General features: G+C 74.2%; 16 protein-coding genes. 8 read left to right on the top strand and 8 right to left on the bottom strand.

Annotated elements, in window-relative coordinates; genetic code table 11:
* Positions 1-6 precede the first annotated feature (6 nt).
* A complete protein-coding gene (locus O2W20_RS07475) occupies positions 7-1524 on the top strand; it encodes an acetyl-CoA hydrolase/transferase family protein (RefSeq protein WP_269173267.1) in 1518 nt (505 codons plus the stop codon).
* Positions 1525-1542: 18 nt separating this feature from the next.
* On the opposite strand, the gene O2W20_RS07470 is transcribed toward O2W20_RS07475, so the two are convergent.
* The 4 genes from O2W20_RS07470 to O2W20_RS07455 all read right to left on the bottom strand — a co-directional run bounded on the left by O2W20_RS07470 (position 1543) and on the right by O2W20_RS07455 (position 3340).
* Positions 1543-1893 carry a hypothetical protein gene (locus O2W20_RS07470; protein WP_269173268.1) on the bottom strand — a complete coding sequence of 117 codons (351 nt, stop codon included), beginning with the start codon at positions 1891-1893 and terminating at the stop codon, positions 1543-1545.
* A 23-nt stretch (positions 1894-1916) separates the two neighbouring features.
* Positions 1917-2579 carry a hypothetical protein gene (locus O2W20_RS07465; RefSeq protein ID WP_269173269.1) on the bottom strand — a complete coding sequence of 221 codons (663 nt, stop codon included), beginning with the start codon at positions 2577-2579 and terminating at the stop codon, positions 1917-1919.
* Between the two features lie 112 nt (positions 2580-2691).
* On the bottom strand, positions 2692-3039 hold the full coding sequence (locus tag O2W20_RS07460) for a TFIIB-type zinc ribbon-containing protein (protein ID WP_442928952.1): 348 nt from the start codon (positions 3037-3039) through the stop codon (positions 2692-2694).
* A gap of 76 nt (positions 3040-3115) precedes the next feature.
* Positions 3116-3340: a hypothetical protein gene (locus tag O2W20_RS07455; protein ID WP_269173271.1), complete on the bottom strand. Its 225-nt coding sequence runs from the start codon at positions 3338-3340 to the stop codon at positions 3116-3118.
* Positions 3341-3445: 105 nt separating this feature from the next.
* Between O2W20_RS07455 and O2W20_RS07450 the strand changes: the two genes are divergently transcribed.
* Positions 3446-4534, top strand: a complete 1089-nt coding sequence (locus O2W20_RS07450; RefSeq protein WP_269173272.1) for a DUF3616 domain-containing protein — start codon at positions 3446-3448, stop codon at positions 4532-4534.
* Between the two features lies 1 nt (position 4535).
* Here O2W20_RS07450 and O2W20_RS07445 read toward each other — a convergent pair whose 3' ends face one another.
* On the bottom strand, positions 4536-5387 hold the full coding sequence (locus O2W20_RS07445) for a hypothetical protein (RefSeq protein WP_269173273.1): 852 nt from the start codon (positions 5385-5387) through the stop codon (positions 4536-4538).
* A gap of 176 nt (positions 5388-5563) precedes the next feature.
* On the opposite strand from O2W20_RS07445, the gene O2W20_RS07440 reads away from it, so the two are divergent.
* Entirely contained in the window at positions 5564-7243 is a 1680-nt protein-coding gene (locus O2W20_RS07440) for an amidase (protein ID WP_269173274.1), read from the top strand.
* 24 nt (positions 7244-7267) lie between these two features.
* Here O2W20_RS07440 and O2W20_RS07435 read toward each other — a convergent pair whose 3' ends face one another.
* Together O2W20_RS07435 and O2W20_RS07430 are read right to left on the bottom strand one after the other, a co-directional pair.
* Positions 7268-8098, bottom strand: a complete 831-nt coding sequence (locus tag O2W20_RS07435) for an HDOD domain-containing protein (protein WP_269173275.1) — start codon at positions 8096-8098, stop codon at positions 7268-7270.
* Positions 8095-10188, bottom strand: a complete 2094-nt coding sequence (locus O2W20_RS07430) for a putative bifunctional diguanylate cyclase/phosphodiesterase (RefSeq protein WP_269173276.1) — start codon at positions 10186-10188, stop codon at positions 8095-8097. Before O2W20_RS07430 ends, O2W20_RS07435 begins: the two co-directional genes overlap by 4 nt.
* 264 nt (positions 10189-10452) lie before the next feature.
* Here O2W20_RS07430 and O2W20_RS07425 point away from each other — a divergent pair, with 264 nt between their 5' ends.
* The 5 genes from O2W20_RS07425 to O2W20_RS07405 all read left to right on the top strand — a co-directional run bounded on the left by O2W20_RS07425 (position 10453) and on the right by O2W20_RS07405 (position 15637).
* Positions 10453-11628 carry an acyl-CoA dehydrogenase family protein gene (locus O2W20_RS07425; RefSeq protein ID WP_269173277.1) on the top strand — a complete coding sequence of 392 codons (1176 nt, stop codon included), beginning with the start codon at positions 10453-10455 and terminating at the stop codon, positions 11626-11628.
* 7 nt (positions 11629-11635) lie between these two features.
* On the top strand, positions 11636-12772 hold the full coding sequence (locus tag O2W20_RS07420) for an acyl-CoA dehydrogenase family protein (RefSeq protein WP_269173278.1): 1137 nt from the start codon (positions 11636-11638) through the stop codon (positions 12770-12772).
* A gap of 148 nt (positions 12773-12920) precedes the next feature.
* Positions 12921-14066, top strand: a complete 1146-nt coding sequence (locus O2W20_RS07415; RefSeq protein WP_269173279.1) for an LLM class flavin-dependent oxidoreductase — start codon at positions 12921-12923, stop codon at positions 14064-14066.
* Complete coding sequence (locus tag O2W20_RS07410; protein WP_269173280.1) at positions 14063-14683, top strand: FMN reductase; 621 nt, start codon at positions 14063-14065, stop codon at positions 14681-14683. The genes O2W20_RS07415 and O2W20_RS07410 overlap by 4 nt, the downstream gene beginning before the upstream one ends.
* A 102-nt stretch (positions 14684-14785) precedes the next feature.
* The gene (locus O2W20_RS07405) at positions 14786-15637 is read left to right on the top strand and encodes an alpha/beta fold hydrolase (protein ID WP_269173281.1); all 852 of its coding nucleotides are present in this window, start codon (positions 14786-14788) and stop codon (positions 15635-15637) included.
* 29 nt (positions 15638-15666) lie between these two features.
* On the opposite strand, the gene O2W20_RS07400 is transcribed toward O2W20_RS07405, so the two are convergent.
* The gene (locus tag O2W20_RS07400) at positions 15667-16806 is read right to left on the bottom strand and encodes a serine hydrolase domain-containing protein (protein ID WP_269173282.1); all 1140 of its coding nucleotides are present in this window, start codon (positions 16804-16806) and stop codon (positions 15667-15669) included.
* Positions 16807-16838 lie beyond the last annotated feature (32 nt).

Here is a 16838-nt window from a genome sequence, read left to right as displayed (position 1 = left end):
AGGACGATGGACACCGGTCGGATCCGCAACGCAGCCCTGGCCCGCAAGGTGGTGCCGGCCGACGAGGCGGCCGCGCTGATCCGGCCCGGGGACACGCTCGGGATGAGCGGGTTCACCGGCGCCGGGCACCCGAAGGCGGTCCCGGGACTGCTGGCCGAGCGGATCACCGCCGCACACGCCGCCGGAGAGCCGTTCCAGGTCGACCTGTGGACCGGCGCCTCCACCGCCCCGGAGCTGGACGGCGCGCTCGCCGCCGCGGACGGCATCGGGTTGCGGCTGCCCTACCAGTCCGACCCGGTCGCCCGGCAGAAGATCAACGCCGGGGAGATCGACTACGTCGACGTCCACCTGTCCCACGTGGCCCAGCTGGCCTGGGAGGGGTTCCTCGGCCCGCTGGACGTCGCCGTCGTGGAGGTCAGCGGGATCACCGAGGACGGGCAGCTGATCCCCTCCTCCTCGGTCGGGAACAACAAGACCTGGTTGGACCTCGCCGAACGGGTGGTGCTGGAGGTCAACAGCTGGCAGCCGGCCGGGCTGGACGGCATGCACGACGTCTACTACGGGACGGCGCTGCCCCCGAACCGCCGGCCGGTGCAGCTGACCCGGCCCGGCGACCGGATCGGGGTGCCGCACCTGCGGGTCGACCCGGACAAGGTCGTCGCCGTCGTCGAGACCCACTCCCCGGACCGGAACACCCCGTTCAGCGAGCCGGACGACACCGCGCGGGCCATCGCCGGGCACCTGATCGAGTACCTCGAGCACCAGGTCACCGTGGGCCGGCTGCCAGCCGAGCTGCTGCCGCTGCAGTCCGGCGTCGGGAACGTGGCCAACGCCGTCCTGTCCGGGCTGCAGGAGTCGCGGTTCGAGCAGCTGACCGCCTACACCGAGGTGATCCAGGACGGCATGCTGGACCTGCTGCGCTCGGGCACGCTCGCCTCCACGTCGGCGACGGCGTTCTCGCTGAGCCCCACCGCGATCGCGGACTTCAACGCGCACGTGGCCGAGTTCCGGGACCGGATCGTGCTGCGGCCGCAGGAGATCAGCAACCACCCGGAGATCGTCCGCCGGCTGGGGGTGCTGGCGATGAACGGGATGATCGAGGCCGACCTGTACGGCAACGTGAACTCCACGCACCTGATGGGGAGCCGCATCCAGAACGGGATCGGCGGCTCGGGCGACTTCGCCCGCAACGCCTACGTCTCCTTCTTCCTCACCCCGTCGACGGCCAAGGGCGGCGCGATCTCCTCGATCGTGCCGATGGTGTCCCACGTCGACCACACCGAGCACGACGTGTCGGTCGTCGTCACCGAGCACGGGCTGGCCGACCTGCGCGGCCTGCCGCCGCGCAAGCGGGCGCAGCTGGTGATCGACAAGTGCGCGCACCCGGACTACCGGCCGCTGCTGGCCGACTACTACGAGCGGGCCGAGCGCAGCGCGTACGGCCGGCACACCCCGCACCTGCTGGCCGAGGCGCTCAGCTGGCACACCCGCTACCTGGAGACCGGCAGCATGCTGCCGGGCTGACGCCTCGACCGCGCGGGGTCACGAACGCTTGGCGTCCAGGCGCTGCAGCAGGTCGTCGGCGGCCTTCTCGATCTCCGGGTGGTCGTTCTGGCTGGCCCGCTGCTTGGCGTGGATCAGCGCCGCCCGGTTGACCTTGGCGAAGTCGCCGTAGGGGAACCGGTAGCGGCCCTTGGTGCCCTCGCCCTTGTCCGGGTCGACCGCCAGGTGCCACTGCGCGTAGCCCTCCTGGCCCTCGTCGTCCCGCTCCTCGTTCTCCTCGTCGGTCGACGGCGCGGCGTCGGACCACTCGGTCTGGTCGTCGTACTCCCCGGCGTCGATCAGCTCCCGGGCGTGGGCGACCCCGGCCTCGTTCACGTCGTAGTCAGGCATGCCGCTCCCCTACCCCACGCGGGTCAGCCGGGGAACACGTCCTGCTGCGACCACAGCAGCTCGCCGCCGTCGTCCTCGGTGTCGTCGTCCGGGTCGGCGCCAGGGTCGAGCTCCCGACCGATGACCAGCACCGACCGGCCCGTCGCCCGCAGCCCCGGCGTCTCCCCCACGGCGTCCCAGCCGTCGGCGTCGGCCAGCTGGGACAGCGCCCGGCCCAGGTCCGTCACGTCGGCGGCCGCCGCGGCGGCGTCGCCGTCGGGCCGCGAACGCAGGTACGCCCGGCGGCCGGCGGCCAGCACCGCGGCCTCGTCGGTGACCCGCAGGTCGTGCCGCTGCAGGACCGAGACGTCGGTCGTCCCGGAGGCGGTCCCCCCGCCGTCCGCCACGTCGCCGACCGCGGCGTCACCGACCTGCGGCTCGTCGTCCTGCTCGTCGTCCTCGGCGTAGCCGTGCAGGACGCCGAACGGGAAGTCGTTGCCGGTGAGGTCGAACTGCGCGTCGGCGTAGGCCAGCACCGCAGGGAGCAGCCGGTCGCTGGCAGCGAAGACCTCGGGCATGCCGGCGTCCCCGGTCACCGCCGCCACCGCCTCGGCGTGCGCGGTCACCGCCGCAGCCAGCTCGGCCGCGGCGGCACGCAGCCGCTCGGCCCCGGCAGGGGTGAACGGGGTGAGGTCGTCGTCAGCCACCCCGCGACCGTACGGCCCGCCCGCCCGCCGAGATCGGGCTGGTGGCTGCCTCCCGCACGGCAAGACCGCCACCAGCCCGATCTCGACGCCGATCAGTGGGCGCGCGCCCCTGTCAGCCGAAGAGCTCGCTGATCAGCGACTTCTTCTTGCGCGGCTTGCCGTACGCACCGTGCGCCGAGCCGGAGCTGCTGGCCCGCACCTGGCCCAGCACCTCGCTGACCACGGCGCCCAGCGAGGCCGGCTGGGAGCTCGACGGGGATGACTGCGGGTGCTGCGCCGGCGCGTGCGAGAACGGCTGCTGGGCCGAGGGCCGGGCCGCGGGCGGGGCGGCCGGGGCCGGGCCGTCGTGCCAGGCGTTCTCCGCGTCGACCAGGCGCTCCAGCTCGCCGCGGTCGAGGAAGATGCCCCGGCAGTCGGTGCACTGGTCGACGTGGACGCCGTTGCGCTCGTACGTGCGCATCGTCCCCTGACACTTCGGGCAGACCAGGTCCATGGCCCGCCAACGGGGCCGGCCGTCCCGGAGTTCCCCGACCGGCTCAGCGCCGCTTGTCCCGCTCGGCGGCGCGTGGCCGGGCCGCCTCGTCGCAGCGCTCCCGGGACCGGGTCTCGGCCAGATAGTGCTGCACCGTCCCGAAGGTCGGCCGGGAGCCCCGGGCCGCGACGTCGTGGCGGGCCTCCCACTCGGCGATCACCTTCTCGGCGGGGGTCATGGTCAGCGGGTCGGGGTGCGGCCGGCGAGGGCGGTCGGCGGAGGTGCTCATGGCACTGTCCTTCCAGGAGGATGCGTGCCCTCCCATGGTCACCCCGGACGGCGGCCGGGAGAAGTCCCCCGTGCACGCCGTCGCCGGCGTGCCAAGGTGGCGGGCGTGAGCATCGAGCGCACCGTCCGGCTGTCCTTCACCGCCGGGGCCCGGGAGTCGGGCACCCACACGAACCTCTCCGCCGTCCGCAGCGACGGCCCGGTGCTCTGGGTCGCCGGGGACGAGACCGCGACGATCGAGCGGCTCGTCGCCGACGACCCCCGGGAGCCGCGGCACTACGCCGACCAGACCAGCTGCCGGCTCGCCGACCTCGTCGAGCTCCCGGGCGAGGACGCCGACGAGGAGGCCGACATCGAGGGGATCGCCCGGGCCGGGGACTTCCTCTGGGCTGTCGGGTCGCACAGCCTGCGGCGCAAGCGGATCAAGCCACGCCACGACGGGGAGAAGGCGCTGCGCCGGCTGGCCCGGGTGACCGGGCAGGCCAACCGGCAGGTGCTCGTGCGGATCCCGGTCATCGACGTCGACGGCCTGCCCACGCCGGTGCGGGAGACGACCGTCGCCGGCCGGACGCAGCGGGCCGCCGTGTTCGGGGCGCACGGCCCGGACCTGCGCGACCTGCTCGCCGACGACGAGCACCTGGCCCCGTTCCTGGCGATCCCGGGCAAGGACAACGGCCTGGACGTCGAGGGCATCGCGGTGGCCAGGGAGCGGGTGTACCTGGGCCTGCGCGGCCCGGTGCTGCGCGGCTGGGCGATGGTGCTCGAGCTCCGCCCCACGGTCGACCCGGACGATCCCGGCCGGCTGCTGCTCGAGCCGTTCGCCGACGGCCGCCGCTACCGCAAGCACGTGCTGGACCTCGCCGGGCTCGGGGTGCGGGACCTGTGCCCGCACGGCGCCGACCTGCTCGTGCTCGCCGGCCCGACGATGGACCTGGACGGGCCGGTGCACGTGTTCCGCTGGCACGGCGCCCTGACCGCGGACACCCCGCAGGTGGTGCGCGACGAGCTGCTCAGCTGCGAGGTCGACCTGCCGTTCGGCGTCGGCGTCGACCACGCGGAGGGCATCGGCCTGCTGGACGACGACCCGGCCGGCCCGCAGCTGCTGGTCGTCTACGACAGCCCGGCGCCCGGTCGGCTGCACGAGCACGGGGTCACCGCCGACGTCGTCCGGCTGCCCCCGCCCACCGCCGGCTGACTCAGGCCCCCCGCCCCAGGGCGGCGATCGTCGCCCGGACCTCGGCCGCCGTGCCCGGCTCCACCGGCAGGTGCGGCAGCAGCGCCGGCACCTCCTCGGGCAGCAGCCCCTCGGCCAGCAGCACGTCCAGCAACCGGTCGGCGGTGGACACCGGCACGGGGACCGGCAGCCCGGCGGAGCTGATCGCCGCCTCGGCCAGGAACAGGGCGCCCGCCAGCTCGTCCGCCGCCGGCCCGACCTCCGGGACGGCGGCCGGCGCCGCCGCCCGGGTGACCGCCTCCGCGGCGCGGACCAGCGACAGCGGCAGCCCCTCCGCCTCCACCTCGACCAGCGGCACCGTGCCCAGCGCCGCCAGCACCAGGTGCTCGGCCTCGATCCGCAGCGGCGCCTCCCACTCCCCCACCCGGACGACCTCGACCAGGTCGCCGTCGTCCTCGCCGAGCTCGTCGAGGAGCTCGGCCCAGTCGGCGGAACGGGTCGTCCGGGCGCGCTCGGCCGCAGCGACGCAGGTGGCGAGCACGAACGGCTCGACGACCTCCCGGTCGAAGTGCTCGGCGTAGAGGGTGCCGTCGGCGGTGACCGCGTTCAGCGCGTCCTGGAAGCTCCCGGGGCGGGCGTCGCCCAGCTCGAGGCGGCCGTCCTCCTCACCGCTGAGCGGCTGGCCGGTCACCGCCCGGGCGCCGAGGGTCAGCCCGGTGGCCGTCACGCGGCCGCGGACCCGCAGGTGGTGGTCGTGGTCGGAGAGGCCGACCGACCAGGCGCAGGCCTCCGCGATCAGCGCACCGACGCGCTCGCGGAGCACCTCCCGGCTGAGCAGGGCCATCAGGTCCGGACCGAAGTCGCTGTCGAACACCCCTCCACCATGCCCTCCCACGGCCGGTCGGGGTGACCCGGCGGGCCTGTGACGTCGGCCCTCCGGGTTGACCGAGCGCACTCCGGGCGGTCGGCTTAGCGTGCAGCTACCCCAGCCCCGGCTGCCTCGGAGGACCCATGCGCGTTCCCGCCCTTCCCCTGCGTCGGAGGGCCGCGGTGACCGCCGCGTTCGCCGCCGCCCTGCTGGTCCCGGCCAGCGCCGTCGCCGCGCCGGCCGACACGGGCCAGGCCGGCCCCGGCGTCGCCGACGCGGCCGGCTCCGGGACCCTGCCGATCCGCGGCCTGGACCTCGACGCGTCGACCATCCCCGAGCTGCAGGAGCGGATGGACGCCGGCGAACTGACCGCCGTCCAGCTCACCGGGGCCTACCTGGCACGGATCGCCGCCGTCAACGACGACCTCGGCGCCGTGCTCAGCATCAACCCCGACGCCCTGCGCGACGCGGCAGCCAGCGACCGCACACGGCAGCGGGGCCAGGACCGCCGGCCGCTCGAGGGCATCCCGGTGCTGCTGAAGGACAACGTGGACACCGAGCAGCTGCCGACCACGGCGGGCTCCCGGGCGATGCTGGACAGCCGCCCGGACGACGCCGAGATCACCCGGCGGCTCCGGGACGCCGGCGCGATCGTGCTGGGCAAGGCCAACCTCTCCGAGTGGGCCAACCTGCGCGGCAGCGCCTCCTCCAGCGGCTGGAGCGGCGTCGGCGGCCAGACCGCCAACCCCTACGTGCTCGACCGCAACCCGTGCGGCTCCTCCTCGGGCTCCGCGGTCGGCGTCGCCGCCTCGCTGTCCCAGGTGGCGATCGGCACCGAGACCGACGGCTCGATCGTCTGCCCGGCCGGGGCCAACGGCGTGATCGGCGTCAAGCCGACCCTCGGCCTCGTCAGCCGGACCGGCATCGTCCCGATCTCCGCCGAGCAGGACACCGCCGGCCCGATGGCCCGGCACGCCGTCGACGCGGCGCTGGTGCTGGAGGTGCTGGCCGGCTCCGACGACGCCGACGCCGCCACCGCCGAGATCCCCGCCGACCTGGACACCGACTTCGCCGACCTGGACCTCGACGCGCTGGAGGGCGCCCGGATCGGCGTCTGGACGCTCACCCCCGAACAGTCGGCGGCCGTCGACGACCGGACCGAGGAGGTGTTCGCCGCGGCGGTGAAGCAGATCGAGGCCGCCGGCGCGACCGCCGTCCCGGTGCAGCTGGCCTACCAGGAGGAGATCGGTGCCGGTGAGCTGCCGGCCCTGCTGGCGGAGTTCAAGCGGGACCTGAACGCCTACCTGGCCGCCACGCCCGGTGACCACCCGGCCGACCTCGCCGGCATCATCGAGTTCAACGAGCAGGACCCGGTGGAGCTGGCCTACTTCGGCCAGGAGCTGCTCGAGCAGGCCCAGGCGGCCACGGTGCCGGCCGAGGACCCGGCGATCCGGGAGACCCGGGACCGGATCCGGACGCTGGCCCGCGCCTCGATCGACGAGGTGCTCGCCCAGGGCGCCGGCCCGGAGGACGACCTGGCCGCGATCGTCGGGCTGACCAACACCCCCGCGTGGCTGACCGAGTACGAGTACCTGGACGGCAGGGCCGACGCGTTCGTCTACAGCACCTCCGGCCCGGCCGCGGTGGCCGGCTACCCGAACGTCACCGTCCCGGCCGGCTTCGCCGGCCCGCGGGACTCGCTGCCGGTGGGCGTCTCGTTCTTCGGGACCCGCTGGGACGACGCCCGGGTGCTGGACATCGCCGCGGACTTCGAGGACCAGGCCGCGGCGCGCGAGGCGCCGGGCTACCTGCCCACGGTGGGCGTGGACCCGCAGCCGGACAACCCCGAGCCCGCCACCTGAGCGGCGAGCTGCGCGCTGCCCTGCTCAGCCGAGCAGGGCGGCGCGCAGCTCCTCGGCGTCGGTGCGGACCTGGGCGAGCAGCGGGGCGACGTCGCGCTCTCGCAGCTGGCCGCAGCTGACCCGCTCGATCGGGGTCTCCTCGTGCGCGCCGTCGGTGAGCCGGCCGGTGACCTCGAGGGCGGAGCGGAGCAGGGCACCCTGGAAGGAGGTCTCGTCGTCCACCTGCTGGAGCGGCAGGAGCATCCCCGCCGGGAAGCCCCACTGCTCCAGCGCCACCGAGGTCAGCCGCAACGCCGAGATGCCGTACCGCTGCACCTCCGCCGTCCGCCGGGAGACCGCCGACCGGTGAGTGGTCCACAGCTCGGCGTAGCCCTCCGCGTCGTTGTGGTGCAGCAGCGCGACGCCCATCTGGGCCAGCAGCCCGAGGCAGAGCGCGTCCTGCGGGCGCTCGGCGAACCGCGGCGCGAGGGTGGACGCGGCCAGCGCCAGGGTGGTGCTGACCTCCCAGAAGTCCTCGGGCAGCCGCGACTCGTCGTCCAGGTCGGTCAGGGCGACCGTCGCCATCGTGCGCACCGTGCCGAACCCGACGACGGTGACCGCGAACTGCAACGAGGTCACCCGCCCCCGCATCCCGTAGAAGGCGGAGTTGGCGAGCTTCATCACCCGGCCGGCCAGCGCGACGTCGGCGCCGAGCAACCGGGACAGCTCCTTGGCGCTCGACCGGTCGGAGTTCGTCTCGGCGACGACCTGGGCGGCGACCGGCCGCTGGGCGGCCATGCTGTCGATGCTGCCCAGCACCCGCTCCAGGTCGAAGACCGGGGCGACGGTCAGGGACGGTGCCGCGGACGGGGTCACGTCAGCTCCAGGTCGGGGTGTCGGGCGGGTCCGGTGGCGGCGGTCTGCGCGTCGGCGAACCAGGTGGCGGCGTCGTCGCCGGACAGCGGCGCGGCGAGACTGAAGCCCTGCAGGTAGGTGGCGCCCAGCCGGGCCAGCTCGTCGGCCTGCTGCTCGGTCTCCACGCCCTCGGCCACGGTGTCCAGACCGAGGCTGCGGGCCAGCGCGATGACCGCGGTGGTGATCTCGGGGTGCCCGTCGGCCAGCTCGGCCACGAAGGACCGGTCGACCTTGAGGCAGTCGACGGGCAGGTGCCGCAGGTAGGCCAGCGAGGAGTAGCCGGTGCCGAAGTCGTCGATGGAGATCCGCACCCCGAGCTCGCGCAGCTGCAGGAGCACGGCGCGGGCCGCGGCCGGGTCGGTCATCAGGGCGGACTCGGTGATCTCGATGGACAGCCGGGACGGCTGCAGGCCGTGCCGCAGCAGCGCCGACCGCACGTGGCCGTGCAGGTTGGCGTCCAGCTGGAGGGCCGAGACGTTGACGTTGGCCCGCTGGGGCGCCGCCGACCCCAGCCGGCCGTCCCACTCGGCCAGCTGCCGGCACGTCTCGTCGAGCACCAGCAGGCCGAGCGCCGACACCAGCCCGCTCTCCTCGGCGAGCGCGACGAACGTGCTGGGCGGTATCGCGCCGCGCTCGGGGTGCTGCCACCGGGCCAGCGACTCCACCGTCACGGCGGTCCGCTCGGTGGTGCTGAAGATCGGCTGGTACATCAGCGTGATCTCCCGGTGGTCGATCGCCTCGCGCAGGTCGGCGACCAGCCGCAGCTTGTCCCGGGCCTGGGCCCGGGCCTCGGAGTCGAGCACGGTGATCCGGCCCTTGCCGGCTGCCTTCGCCTGGTACATGGCGATGTCGCAGTCGCGGATCAACTCCTCCGCAGCGGTGTGCTCGGCGGTCTGCACCGTGACGCCGACGCTGGCCCGGGGGTGCAGCTCGACCCCGGCGAGGGTGAGCGGCCGGTGCAGCGCCTCCCCGATCCGCTCGGCGAGGGCCACCGCGTCGTCCTCGGACACCTGCTGGCAGACGACGACGAACTCGTCGCCACCGAACCGGGCCACCAGGTCACCCGGTCGCACCGTCGCGCGCAGCCGGCCGGCCACCTCGACCAGCAGGGCGTCGCCGGCGGTGTGCCCGAGGGAGTCGTTGACCACCTTGAAGTTGTCCAGGTCCAGGAAGATGCACGCCAGGCCGCCCGCGCCGGGCCGGAAGCGCGCGGCCACGTGCTCGGCCAGCCGGGTGCGGTTGGGCAGCCCGGTCAGCGGGTCGTGGTTGGCCTGGTGCGCCAACCGCGCCTCGAAGGCCAGCCGGTCGGTGATGTCCTCGATCGTGCCGATGAACCCCGTGCCCACGCCCGGGGTGAAGACGTGCGCGAAGCGGATCACGGTGCTGCGCTCGCTGCCGTCCTGGCGGACCAGCCGCGCCTGCGCCGTCTGGTCGCCACCCTCGAGGACGGCGACGGCCTGGCCGATCACCGTCTCGAGGTCGTCGGGGTGCACGGCGTCCAGCCAGCCGGTGCCCAGCAGCTGCTCGGCCTGCATGCCGACCAGCGCGCAGAACGCGTCGTTGACGTGCGCCAGCCGCATGCCCTGCTCGGACAGCAGCGTGGGCACCGGCGAGCGCTCCGTGAGGGTGGCGAAGCGGCGTTCGGAGGCGTCGGCGGTCGCCCGCAGCGCCCGCTCGGTCTCGTTGGCCGTGGAGGTCACCCGGAGCGTCCAGCGCCGCCCGGCCGGTGGCGGCACCGGGACGGCGGAGACCACGCAGTCCAGCAGCGCACCACTGGCGCACCGGACCGGCAGCGTCATGTGCACCGTCCGCTCGCGGCGGAGCAGCAGCTTCAGCTCCCCACCACCGAGCGAGGGCAGCAGCTGTTCGACGGCCACCGCGCGCAGGTCCTCGGGCCCGTAGCCGAGCAGGGTCGCGACCCGCTCGTTGCTCCAGCCCACCCGCAGCACCGCGCCCACCTGCTCCACCACGAGCACCGCCGCGGCATCGCTGACGGTCACCCCGTGGAAGACGGCGGCGACGACCTCGGGGGACGCGTGGGGCTCGCTCACCGTTCGGGTCCGTGCCGACATGCCGCCCCTCCTCCCGCCGTCCAGCCGCACGCCTCGGCGCAACCTGTCCACAGCGTCGTCCTGCCGGGGTCGGTGCTCCAGCCGATCGGGGGGACTTCCCTCCTTCGGGCGGGGTGGGTCCCCGGGGACCACGGCGGGTGACCCCGGCGCCGCCGCCGACCCCGAGTTACTGCCGGGTAGCGGATGTGGGATGTTCGACACCCCACGTCGAGACGGCAGGGTTGCCGTCAGGAATGAGGACCCATGCGCTTGCACCTGTCGCCGGAGGACCGGGCCTTCCGGGACGAGATGCGCACCTTCTTCAGCACCGCGGTGCCGCAGTCGATCCGGGACGCGGTCGCTGCCCACCGGGAGCTGACCAAGGAGCAGTTCATCGAGGCCCAGCGCGCGCTCAACGCCGCCGGTCTCGCCGTGCCGCACTGGCCGGTGGAGTGGGGCGGTCGGGACTGGACCCCGCTGCAGCGCCACATCTGGCGCGAGGAGATGCAGCTGGCCGGCGTCCCCGAGCCGCTCGCCTTCAACACCAGCATGATCGGCCCGGTCATCGCCACCTTCGGCTCGCAGGAGCAGAAGGAGCGCTTCCTGCCCGCCACCGCCAACCTCGACATCTGGTGGTGCCAGGGCTTCTCCGAGCCCGACGCCGGCTCCGACCTGGCGTCGCTGCGCACCACCGCAGTGCGCGACGGCGACGACTGGGTGGTCAACGGCCAGAAGACCTGGACCACGCTGGGCCAGCACGCCGACTGGATCTTCTGCCTGGTCCGGACCGACCCCACCGCCGAGAAGCGGCAGCGCGGCATCTCGCTGCTGCTGTTCCCGATGGACACCCCCGGGGTGACCCTGCGGCCGATCGAGCTGCTCGACGGCGGTTTCGAGGTCAACGAGGTCTTCTTCGAGGACGTCCGCGTCCCGGCGGAGAACCTGGTGGGCGAGGAGAACCACGGCTGGGACTACGCCAAGTTCCTGCTCGGCAACGAGCGGGTCGGCATCGCCCGCATCGGCTCGACCAAGCGGATGCTGATCGAGGCCAAGGAGCACGCCCGTGGCATCACGGTCAACGGCGCCCCGCTGTCGGAGGACCCGTACATGACCGCCCGGATCGCCGAGCTGGAGAACGAGCTGCTGGCCCTGGAGCTCACCGCCCTGCGGGTGGTGGCCAACTCCGCCGGCGGCCGCCCGCACCCGGCGTCCTCGGTGCTCAAGCTGCGCGGCTCGGAGCTGCAGCAGGCGGCCACCGAGCTGCTGGTGGACATCGCCGGCCCGCTGTCGGTGGCCTCGTTCGCCGACGAGGACTCCGACGTGCCGGAGTGGGCGCAGGTGGCCACCCCGTCGTACCTGAACTACCGCAAGGTCTCCATCTACGGGGGCTCGAACGAAGTGCAGCGCACCATCATCGCCGGCTCGATCCTGGGGTTGTGATCTGACCATGGAGTTCAGCTACGACGACGAGCAGAACGGTCTCCGGGAGGCAGTGAGCGCTCTGCTGTCCCGGGCCTACGGGGACAGCGAGCAGCGCCGGCGGGTGGTCGGCACCGACCCCGGCTTCGACGAGAAGACCTGGGGCCAGCTGGCCGAGATGGGCCTGCTCGGGCTGCCGTTCGCCGAGGCCGACGGTGGCATGGGCGCAGGTCCGGTGGAGGTGTCCATCGTGGCCGAGGAGATCGGCCGGGTGCTGGCGCCCGAGCCGTTCGTGGAGGCCGTCGTCCTCGCCGGTGGGCTGGTGGCCGACCTCGGCACCGACGCCCAGCGCGCCGAGGTGCTCGGTGCACTGGCCGAGGGCACGCTGCTCCCGGCCTTCGCGCACACCGAGATCGGCTCTCGCTGGCAGGCGTCCGCCCAGTCGGTCACCGCGACCGAGGACGGCGGCTCCTGGCGGCTGACCGGGGTCAAGGAGCCGGTGCCGAACGGCGCCCGCGCCGACCTGCTGGTGGTCAGTGCGCTCGTGGGCGGCGCGACCCGGCTGTTCCTGGTGCCGGGCGACGCCGAGGGGCTGACCCGCACCGGGTACCGCAACCACGACGGCACCCGCTCGGCGAAGGTCACCTTCGCCGGCACCCCGGCCCAGCCGCTGGGCGAGGGCACCGGCGACCAGGCACCGGCCATCGAGAAGGCGCAGGCCCGCGCCCGGGTCGCCTACGGGCACGAGGCGCTGGGGGCGATGGAGACGGCGCTGACCACGACGGCGGAGTACCTCAAGGCCCGCAAGCAGTTCGGGGTGCCGCTGAACAAGTTCCAGGCGCTGACCTTCCGGGCGGCGGACATGTACGTCTCCCTGGAGCTGGCCCGCAGCACCGTCATGTGGGCGACGCTGGTCGTCGACGCCGACGGTGACGTGGTCGCCGCCGCCGACCGGGCCCGGCTGCAGACCAGCCGGGCATCGCGGCACATCGGCAAGGAGGCGATCCAGCTGCACGGCGGGATCGGCGTGACCGCCGAGTACAAGGTGGGCCACTACACCAGCCGACTCACCGCGATCGACCACCTCCTCGGTGACGGCGACTGGGCGCTGGCCCGGCTGGCCGGCTCGGTGGGCGAGCACCAGACGGTCGACGCCCTGCAGTAACCAGCACCCGCTCGACAGCGCCCCTCTGCCCACCCGGCCGGGGGGCGCTGCCGCGTCCGGGGCCGGGAATGCGCCCGGGTGCCGTACGGTTCCACGAGCCAGTAGTTGCGCTCTCAACCAGTGCGGCTCAGACGAGAGGGAGCACGCGATGCAGTTCGGGATCTTCACCGTCGGCGACGTCACCCCTGACCCGACCACCGGCCGGGCCCCCACCGAGGCCGAGCGGGTCAAGTCGCTCATCACGATCGCGCTCAAGGCCGAGGAGGTGGGGCTCGACGTCTTCGCCCAGGGCCAGCACCACAACCCGCCGTTCGTGGTCTCCTCCCCCACCACCACGCTGGGCTACATCGCGGCCAAGACCGAGAAGCTGGTCCTGTCGACGTCCACGACGCTGATCACCACCACCGACCCGGTGAAGATCGCCGAGGACTTCGCGACCCTGCAGCACGTCGCCGACGGCCGCGTCGACCTGATGATGGGCCGGGGCAACACCGGCCCGGTGTACCCCTGGTTCGGCAAGGACATCCGGGACGGCATCCCGCTGGCCGTGGAGAACTACCAGCTGCTGCGCCGGCTGTGGCGGGAGGACGTCGTGAACTGGGAGGGCCAGTTCCGCACCCCGCTGCAGGGCTTCACCTCCACGCCGCGCCCGCTGGACGGCGTCCCACCGTTCGTCTGGCACGGCTCGATCCGCAGCCCGCAGATCGCCGAGCAGGCGGCCTACTACGGCGACGGGTTCTTCCACAACCACATCTTCTGGCCGCCGGAGCACACCGAGCGGATGGTCGAGTTCTACCGCCGCCGGTTCGAGCACTACGGCCACGGCAGCGCCGACCAGGCGATCGTCGGGCTGGGGGGCCAGGTGTTCATGCGGAAGAACAGCCAGGACGCCGTCCGCGAGTTCCGCCCCTACTTCGACAAGGCGCCCGTGTACGGCGGCGGCCCGTCGCTGGAGGAGTTCACCTCGCAGACCCCGCTGACCGTCGGCTCTCCGGAGCAGGTGATCGAGCGGACGCTCGGCTTCCGCGACTACGTCGGTGACTACCAGCGGCAGCTGTTTCTCATCGACCACGCCGGGCTGCCGCTGAAGACGGTGCTCGAGCAGCTGGACATCCTGGGCGAGGAGGTCGTGCCGGTGCTCCGCCGCGAGTTCGCCGCGCTCAAGCCGGCACACGTGCCGGACGCGCCCACCCACGCCAGCCTGGTCGCCGCCGCCGGCGGCGGGCACGACAGCACCGTGCACGCCGCCGACGACGTGACCGGCCGGACCGTGGAGACGGCGGCGCAGGCATGACCACCCGCACCATCGCCGTCGTCAGCGCCGGGCTGAGCGACCCCAGCTCGACCCGGCTGCTGGCCGACCGGCTCACCGCCGCCACGGTCGAGGCGCTGCGCGCCCGCGGGGAGGACGCCACCGTCGAGGTGGTGGAGCTCCGCGGGCACGCCCGCGACCTGGCCGACAACCTGACCAGCGGCTTCGCCAACGGGTCGCTGCAGACGGCGATCGACACGGTCGTCGGCGCCGACGCGCTGATCGCGGTCACCCCGGTGTTCTCCGCCTCCTACAGCGGCCTGTTCAAGACGTTCTTCGACGTCCTGGACAAGGACGCGCTGACCGGCAAGCCCGTGCTGCTCGGCGCCACCGCCGGGACGCCGCGGCACTCGCTGGTCGTAGAGCACGCGATGCGCCCGCTGTTCGCCTACCTGCGGGCGGTCGTCGTCCCCACCGGCGTCTTCGCCGCCGCGGAGGACTGGGCCGGCGGCGGCGTCGACCGGTCGCTGGCCGGCCGCATCGACCGCGCAGCCGGCGAACTCGCCGGTCTGGTCAGCGGCCGTCCCGCGGCCACCCGCCCGGCGGACCCCTTCGCCGACCCGACCACCTCGTTCGAGGAGCTGCTGAAGGGCCGCTGACCCGCACCGCAGCTCGACATCGGGCTGGGAGCTGCCTCCGCGTCCCGGAGGCAGCTCCCAGCCCGTTCTCGTCGAGCTGCCGCCGTCGGGCAGGATCCGGGGATGACCCCGCCGACGTGGTTCACCCAGGCCCTCGCCCAGCAGCCGGAACACCGGGACGTCGTCGTCGCCGGGTCCCGGGTGCACTACCGGGCCTGGGGGCCGGCCGGGGCACCGGGCGTGGTCCTGGTGCACGGCGGGGCGGCCCACTCCGGCTGGTGGGACCACGTCGCTCCCCTGCTCACCGGCCGCCGGGTGGTCGCCCTCGACCTGACCGGCCACGGCGACAGCGACCGGCGCGCTGACTACGACCCGCTGCTGTGGGCGCGTGAGGTGGTGGCCGTCGCCGCCGATGCGGGCCTCGACCGGCCCGTCGTCGTCGGCCACAGCATGGGTGGCTGGGTGGCGGTGACCGTGGGGGTCGAGCACCCGGGCGACATCGGCTCGGTCGTCGTCGTGGACTCCCCGCTCAACGACCGGCCGCCGGACGAGCGGCGGCTGCGGGAGCGCCGCCGGCCGCACCGGGTGTACCCGGACCCGGACGAGGCCCGGGCCCGCTTCCGGACCCTGCCGCCGCAGGAGGTCCTGCTCCCCTTCGTCCGCGAGCACGTGGCCGCCGGCTCGCTGCGCGCGGTCGAGGGCGGGTGGACGTGGAAGTTCGACCCGGACTTCTTCGGCACCCGGCTGCGACTGCGCGACCTGCTGCCCGGCGTCGCCGTCCCGCTGACCTTCCTGCGCTGCGAGCACGGGCTGGTCAGCCCGGAGATGGCCACCGAGATGGTCGGGCTGACCCGAGCCGGGATGCCCGTGGTCGACCTGCCCGACAGCGGGCACCACCCGATGCTGGACCAGCCGCTCGCCCTGGTCACCGCGCTGCGCACGGTGCTCGCGCTGGGTGCTGACCGACCCCGCTGAGCCGTCGGGCGAGCTCCCGCAGGGGTGGGTCAGAGGCAGCGGTACAGCGCCCGCCAGAACGTGTCCAGGCCGTCGCCCGGCCCGGCCATGCCGCGCGCGGTGAGCAGCACCGCGACGAGGTCCCGGTCCGGATCGGCGTAGGCGGTCGTGCCCGTCCCGCCGTCCCAGCCGAACCGGCCCGGCTGCGCCCACGGTTCCCCCGGCTCGACCTGCACGCCGACCTGCAGGCCCCAGGAGCGGCCGGCGCCGAGGAAGTCGGCGGCCTCCACCCGCTGCGCCGTGGTCAGCGCTCCGGTGGTCATGGCGGCCACCGATCGCGGGCTCAGCAGCGGCCCGCCCCCGTCGGCGAGCGCGCCGAAGAAGGCCAGCACGTCCGGTGCGCTGGAGACCAGCCCGGCCGCCAGCCCCTCGAAGACCGGTGGCACGGACGACCGCCCGTCGGCCGGGTCGAGGAGCTCGAACCCGTCACCGGCCGGCAGGTACGCCGGGCCGAGCCGCGCGGGGTCGGTCGCCCAGAAGCCGGTGTCGGCCAGGCCCAGCGGGCCGGTGACCCGCGCGCGCAGCAGGTCGCGCAGCGGGCACCCGGTGACCCGGCTCAGCAGCACCGAGAGCGCCTCGGTGCTGAGCTGGTACAGCCAGCTGGCCCCCGGCTGCGCGGCCAGCGGCAGCTCGCCCAACCGGGCCAGGTACTCCTCCGGCGTCAGCTCCGGCGGCAGCGGACCCGGTCCGAGGCCGGCCCGGTACAGAGCCTGGTCCAGCGGCGAGCCGTCCCACAGCCCACCGAAGCCGGGCGTGCTGGTGAGCAGGTGGCGGACGGTGATCGGGCGATCAGCGGGCACCGTGTCCGTGAGTGCGCCGGCCCGGTCGACCAGCACCCGCAGTTCGGCCAGCTCCGGGAGCCACCGCCCGGCCGGGTCGTCGAGGTCCAGCAGCCCGTCCTCGACCAGCGACAGCGTCAGCACGCCGGCGAAGGGCTTGGACAGCGACGCCAGCCGGAACAGCGAGTCCGGCCGTACCCGGGTGCGGCCCCCCAGCTCGAGGGAGCCGCCGGTGTGCACCTCGACCTCGCCGTGGTGGCGCACGGCGGCGGCGTAGCCGGGCAGCCGGCCGCTCTCCACCTGGGCCTGCAGGGCCGACCACACGGTGACGAACCGGGACAGCTGGGTCATGCCGGCCTCCTGCGTCCGAGGGGTGGCGCACC

Origin of the sequence: Modestobacter sp. VKM Ac-2982 (assembly GCF_026967935.1) — a bacterium.
Lineage (GTDB): Bacteria > Actinomycetota > Actinomycetes > Mycobacteriales > Geodermatophilaceae > Modestobacter.
This window is presented reverse-complemented; position numbering and strand designations above follow the sequence as displayed.

Bases quoted from the DNA above. Each gene is read 5' to 3' on its own strand.
- O2W20_RS07475 (WP_269173267.1), top strand. From the start codon at position 7: ATGGACACCGGTCGGATCCGCAACGCAGCCCTGGCCCGCAAGGTGGTG.
- O2W20_RS07470 (WP_269173268.1), bottom strand. From the start codon at position 1,893: ATGCCTGACTACGACGTGAACGAGGCCGGGGTCGCCCACGCCCGGGAG.
- O2W20_RS07460 (WP_442928952.1), bottom strand. From the start codon at position 3,039: ATGCGCACGTACGAGCGCAACGGCGTCCACGTCGACCAGTGCACCGAC.
- O2W20_RS07455 (WP_269173271.1), bottom strand. From the start codon at position 3,340: ATGAGCACCTCCGCCGACCGCCCTCGCCGGCCGCACCCCGACCCGCTG.
- O2W20_RS07425 (WP_269173277.1), top strand. From the start codon at position 10,453: ATGCGCTTGCACCTGTCGCCGGAGGACCGGGCCTTCCGGGACGAGATG.
- O2W20_RS07420 (WP_269173278.1), top strand. From the start codon at position 11,636: ATGGAGTTCAGCTACGACGACGAGCAGAACGGTCTCCGGGAGGCAGTG.
- O2W20_RS07415 (WP_269173279.1), top strand. From the start codon at position 12,921: ATGCAGTTCGGGATCTTCACCGTCGGCGACGTCACCCCTGACCCGACC.
- O2W20_RS07410 (WP_269173280.1), top strand. From the start codon at position 14,063: ATGACCACCCGCACCATCGCCGTCGTCAGCGCCGGGCTGAGCGACCCC.
- O2W20_RS07405 (WP_269173281.1), top strand. From the start codon at position 14,786: ATGACCCCGCCGACGTGGTTCACCCAGGCCCTCGCCCAGCAGCCGGAA.
- O2W20_RS07400 (WP_269173282.1), bottom strand. From the start codon at position 16,806: ATGACCCAGCTGTCCCGGTTCGTCACCGTGTGGTCGGCCCTGCAGGCC.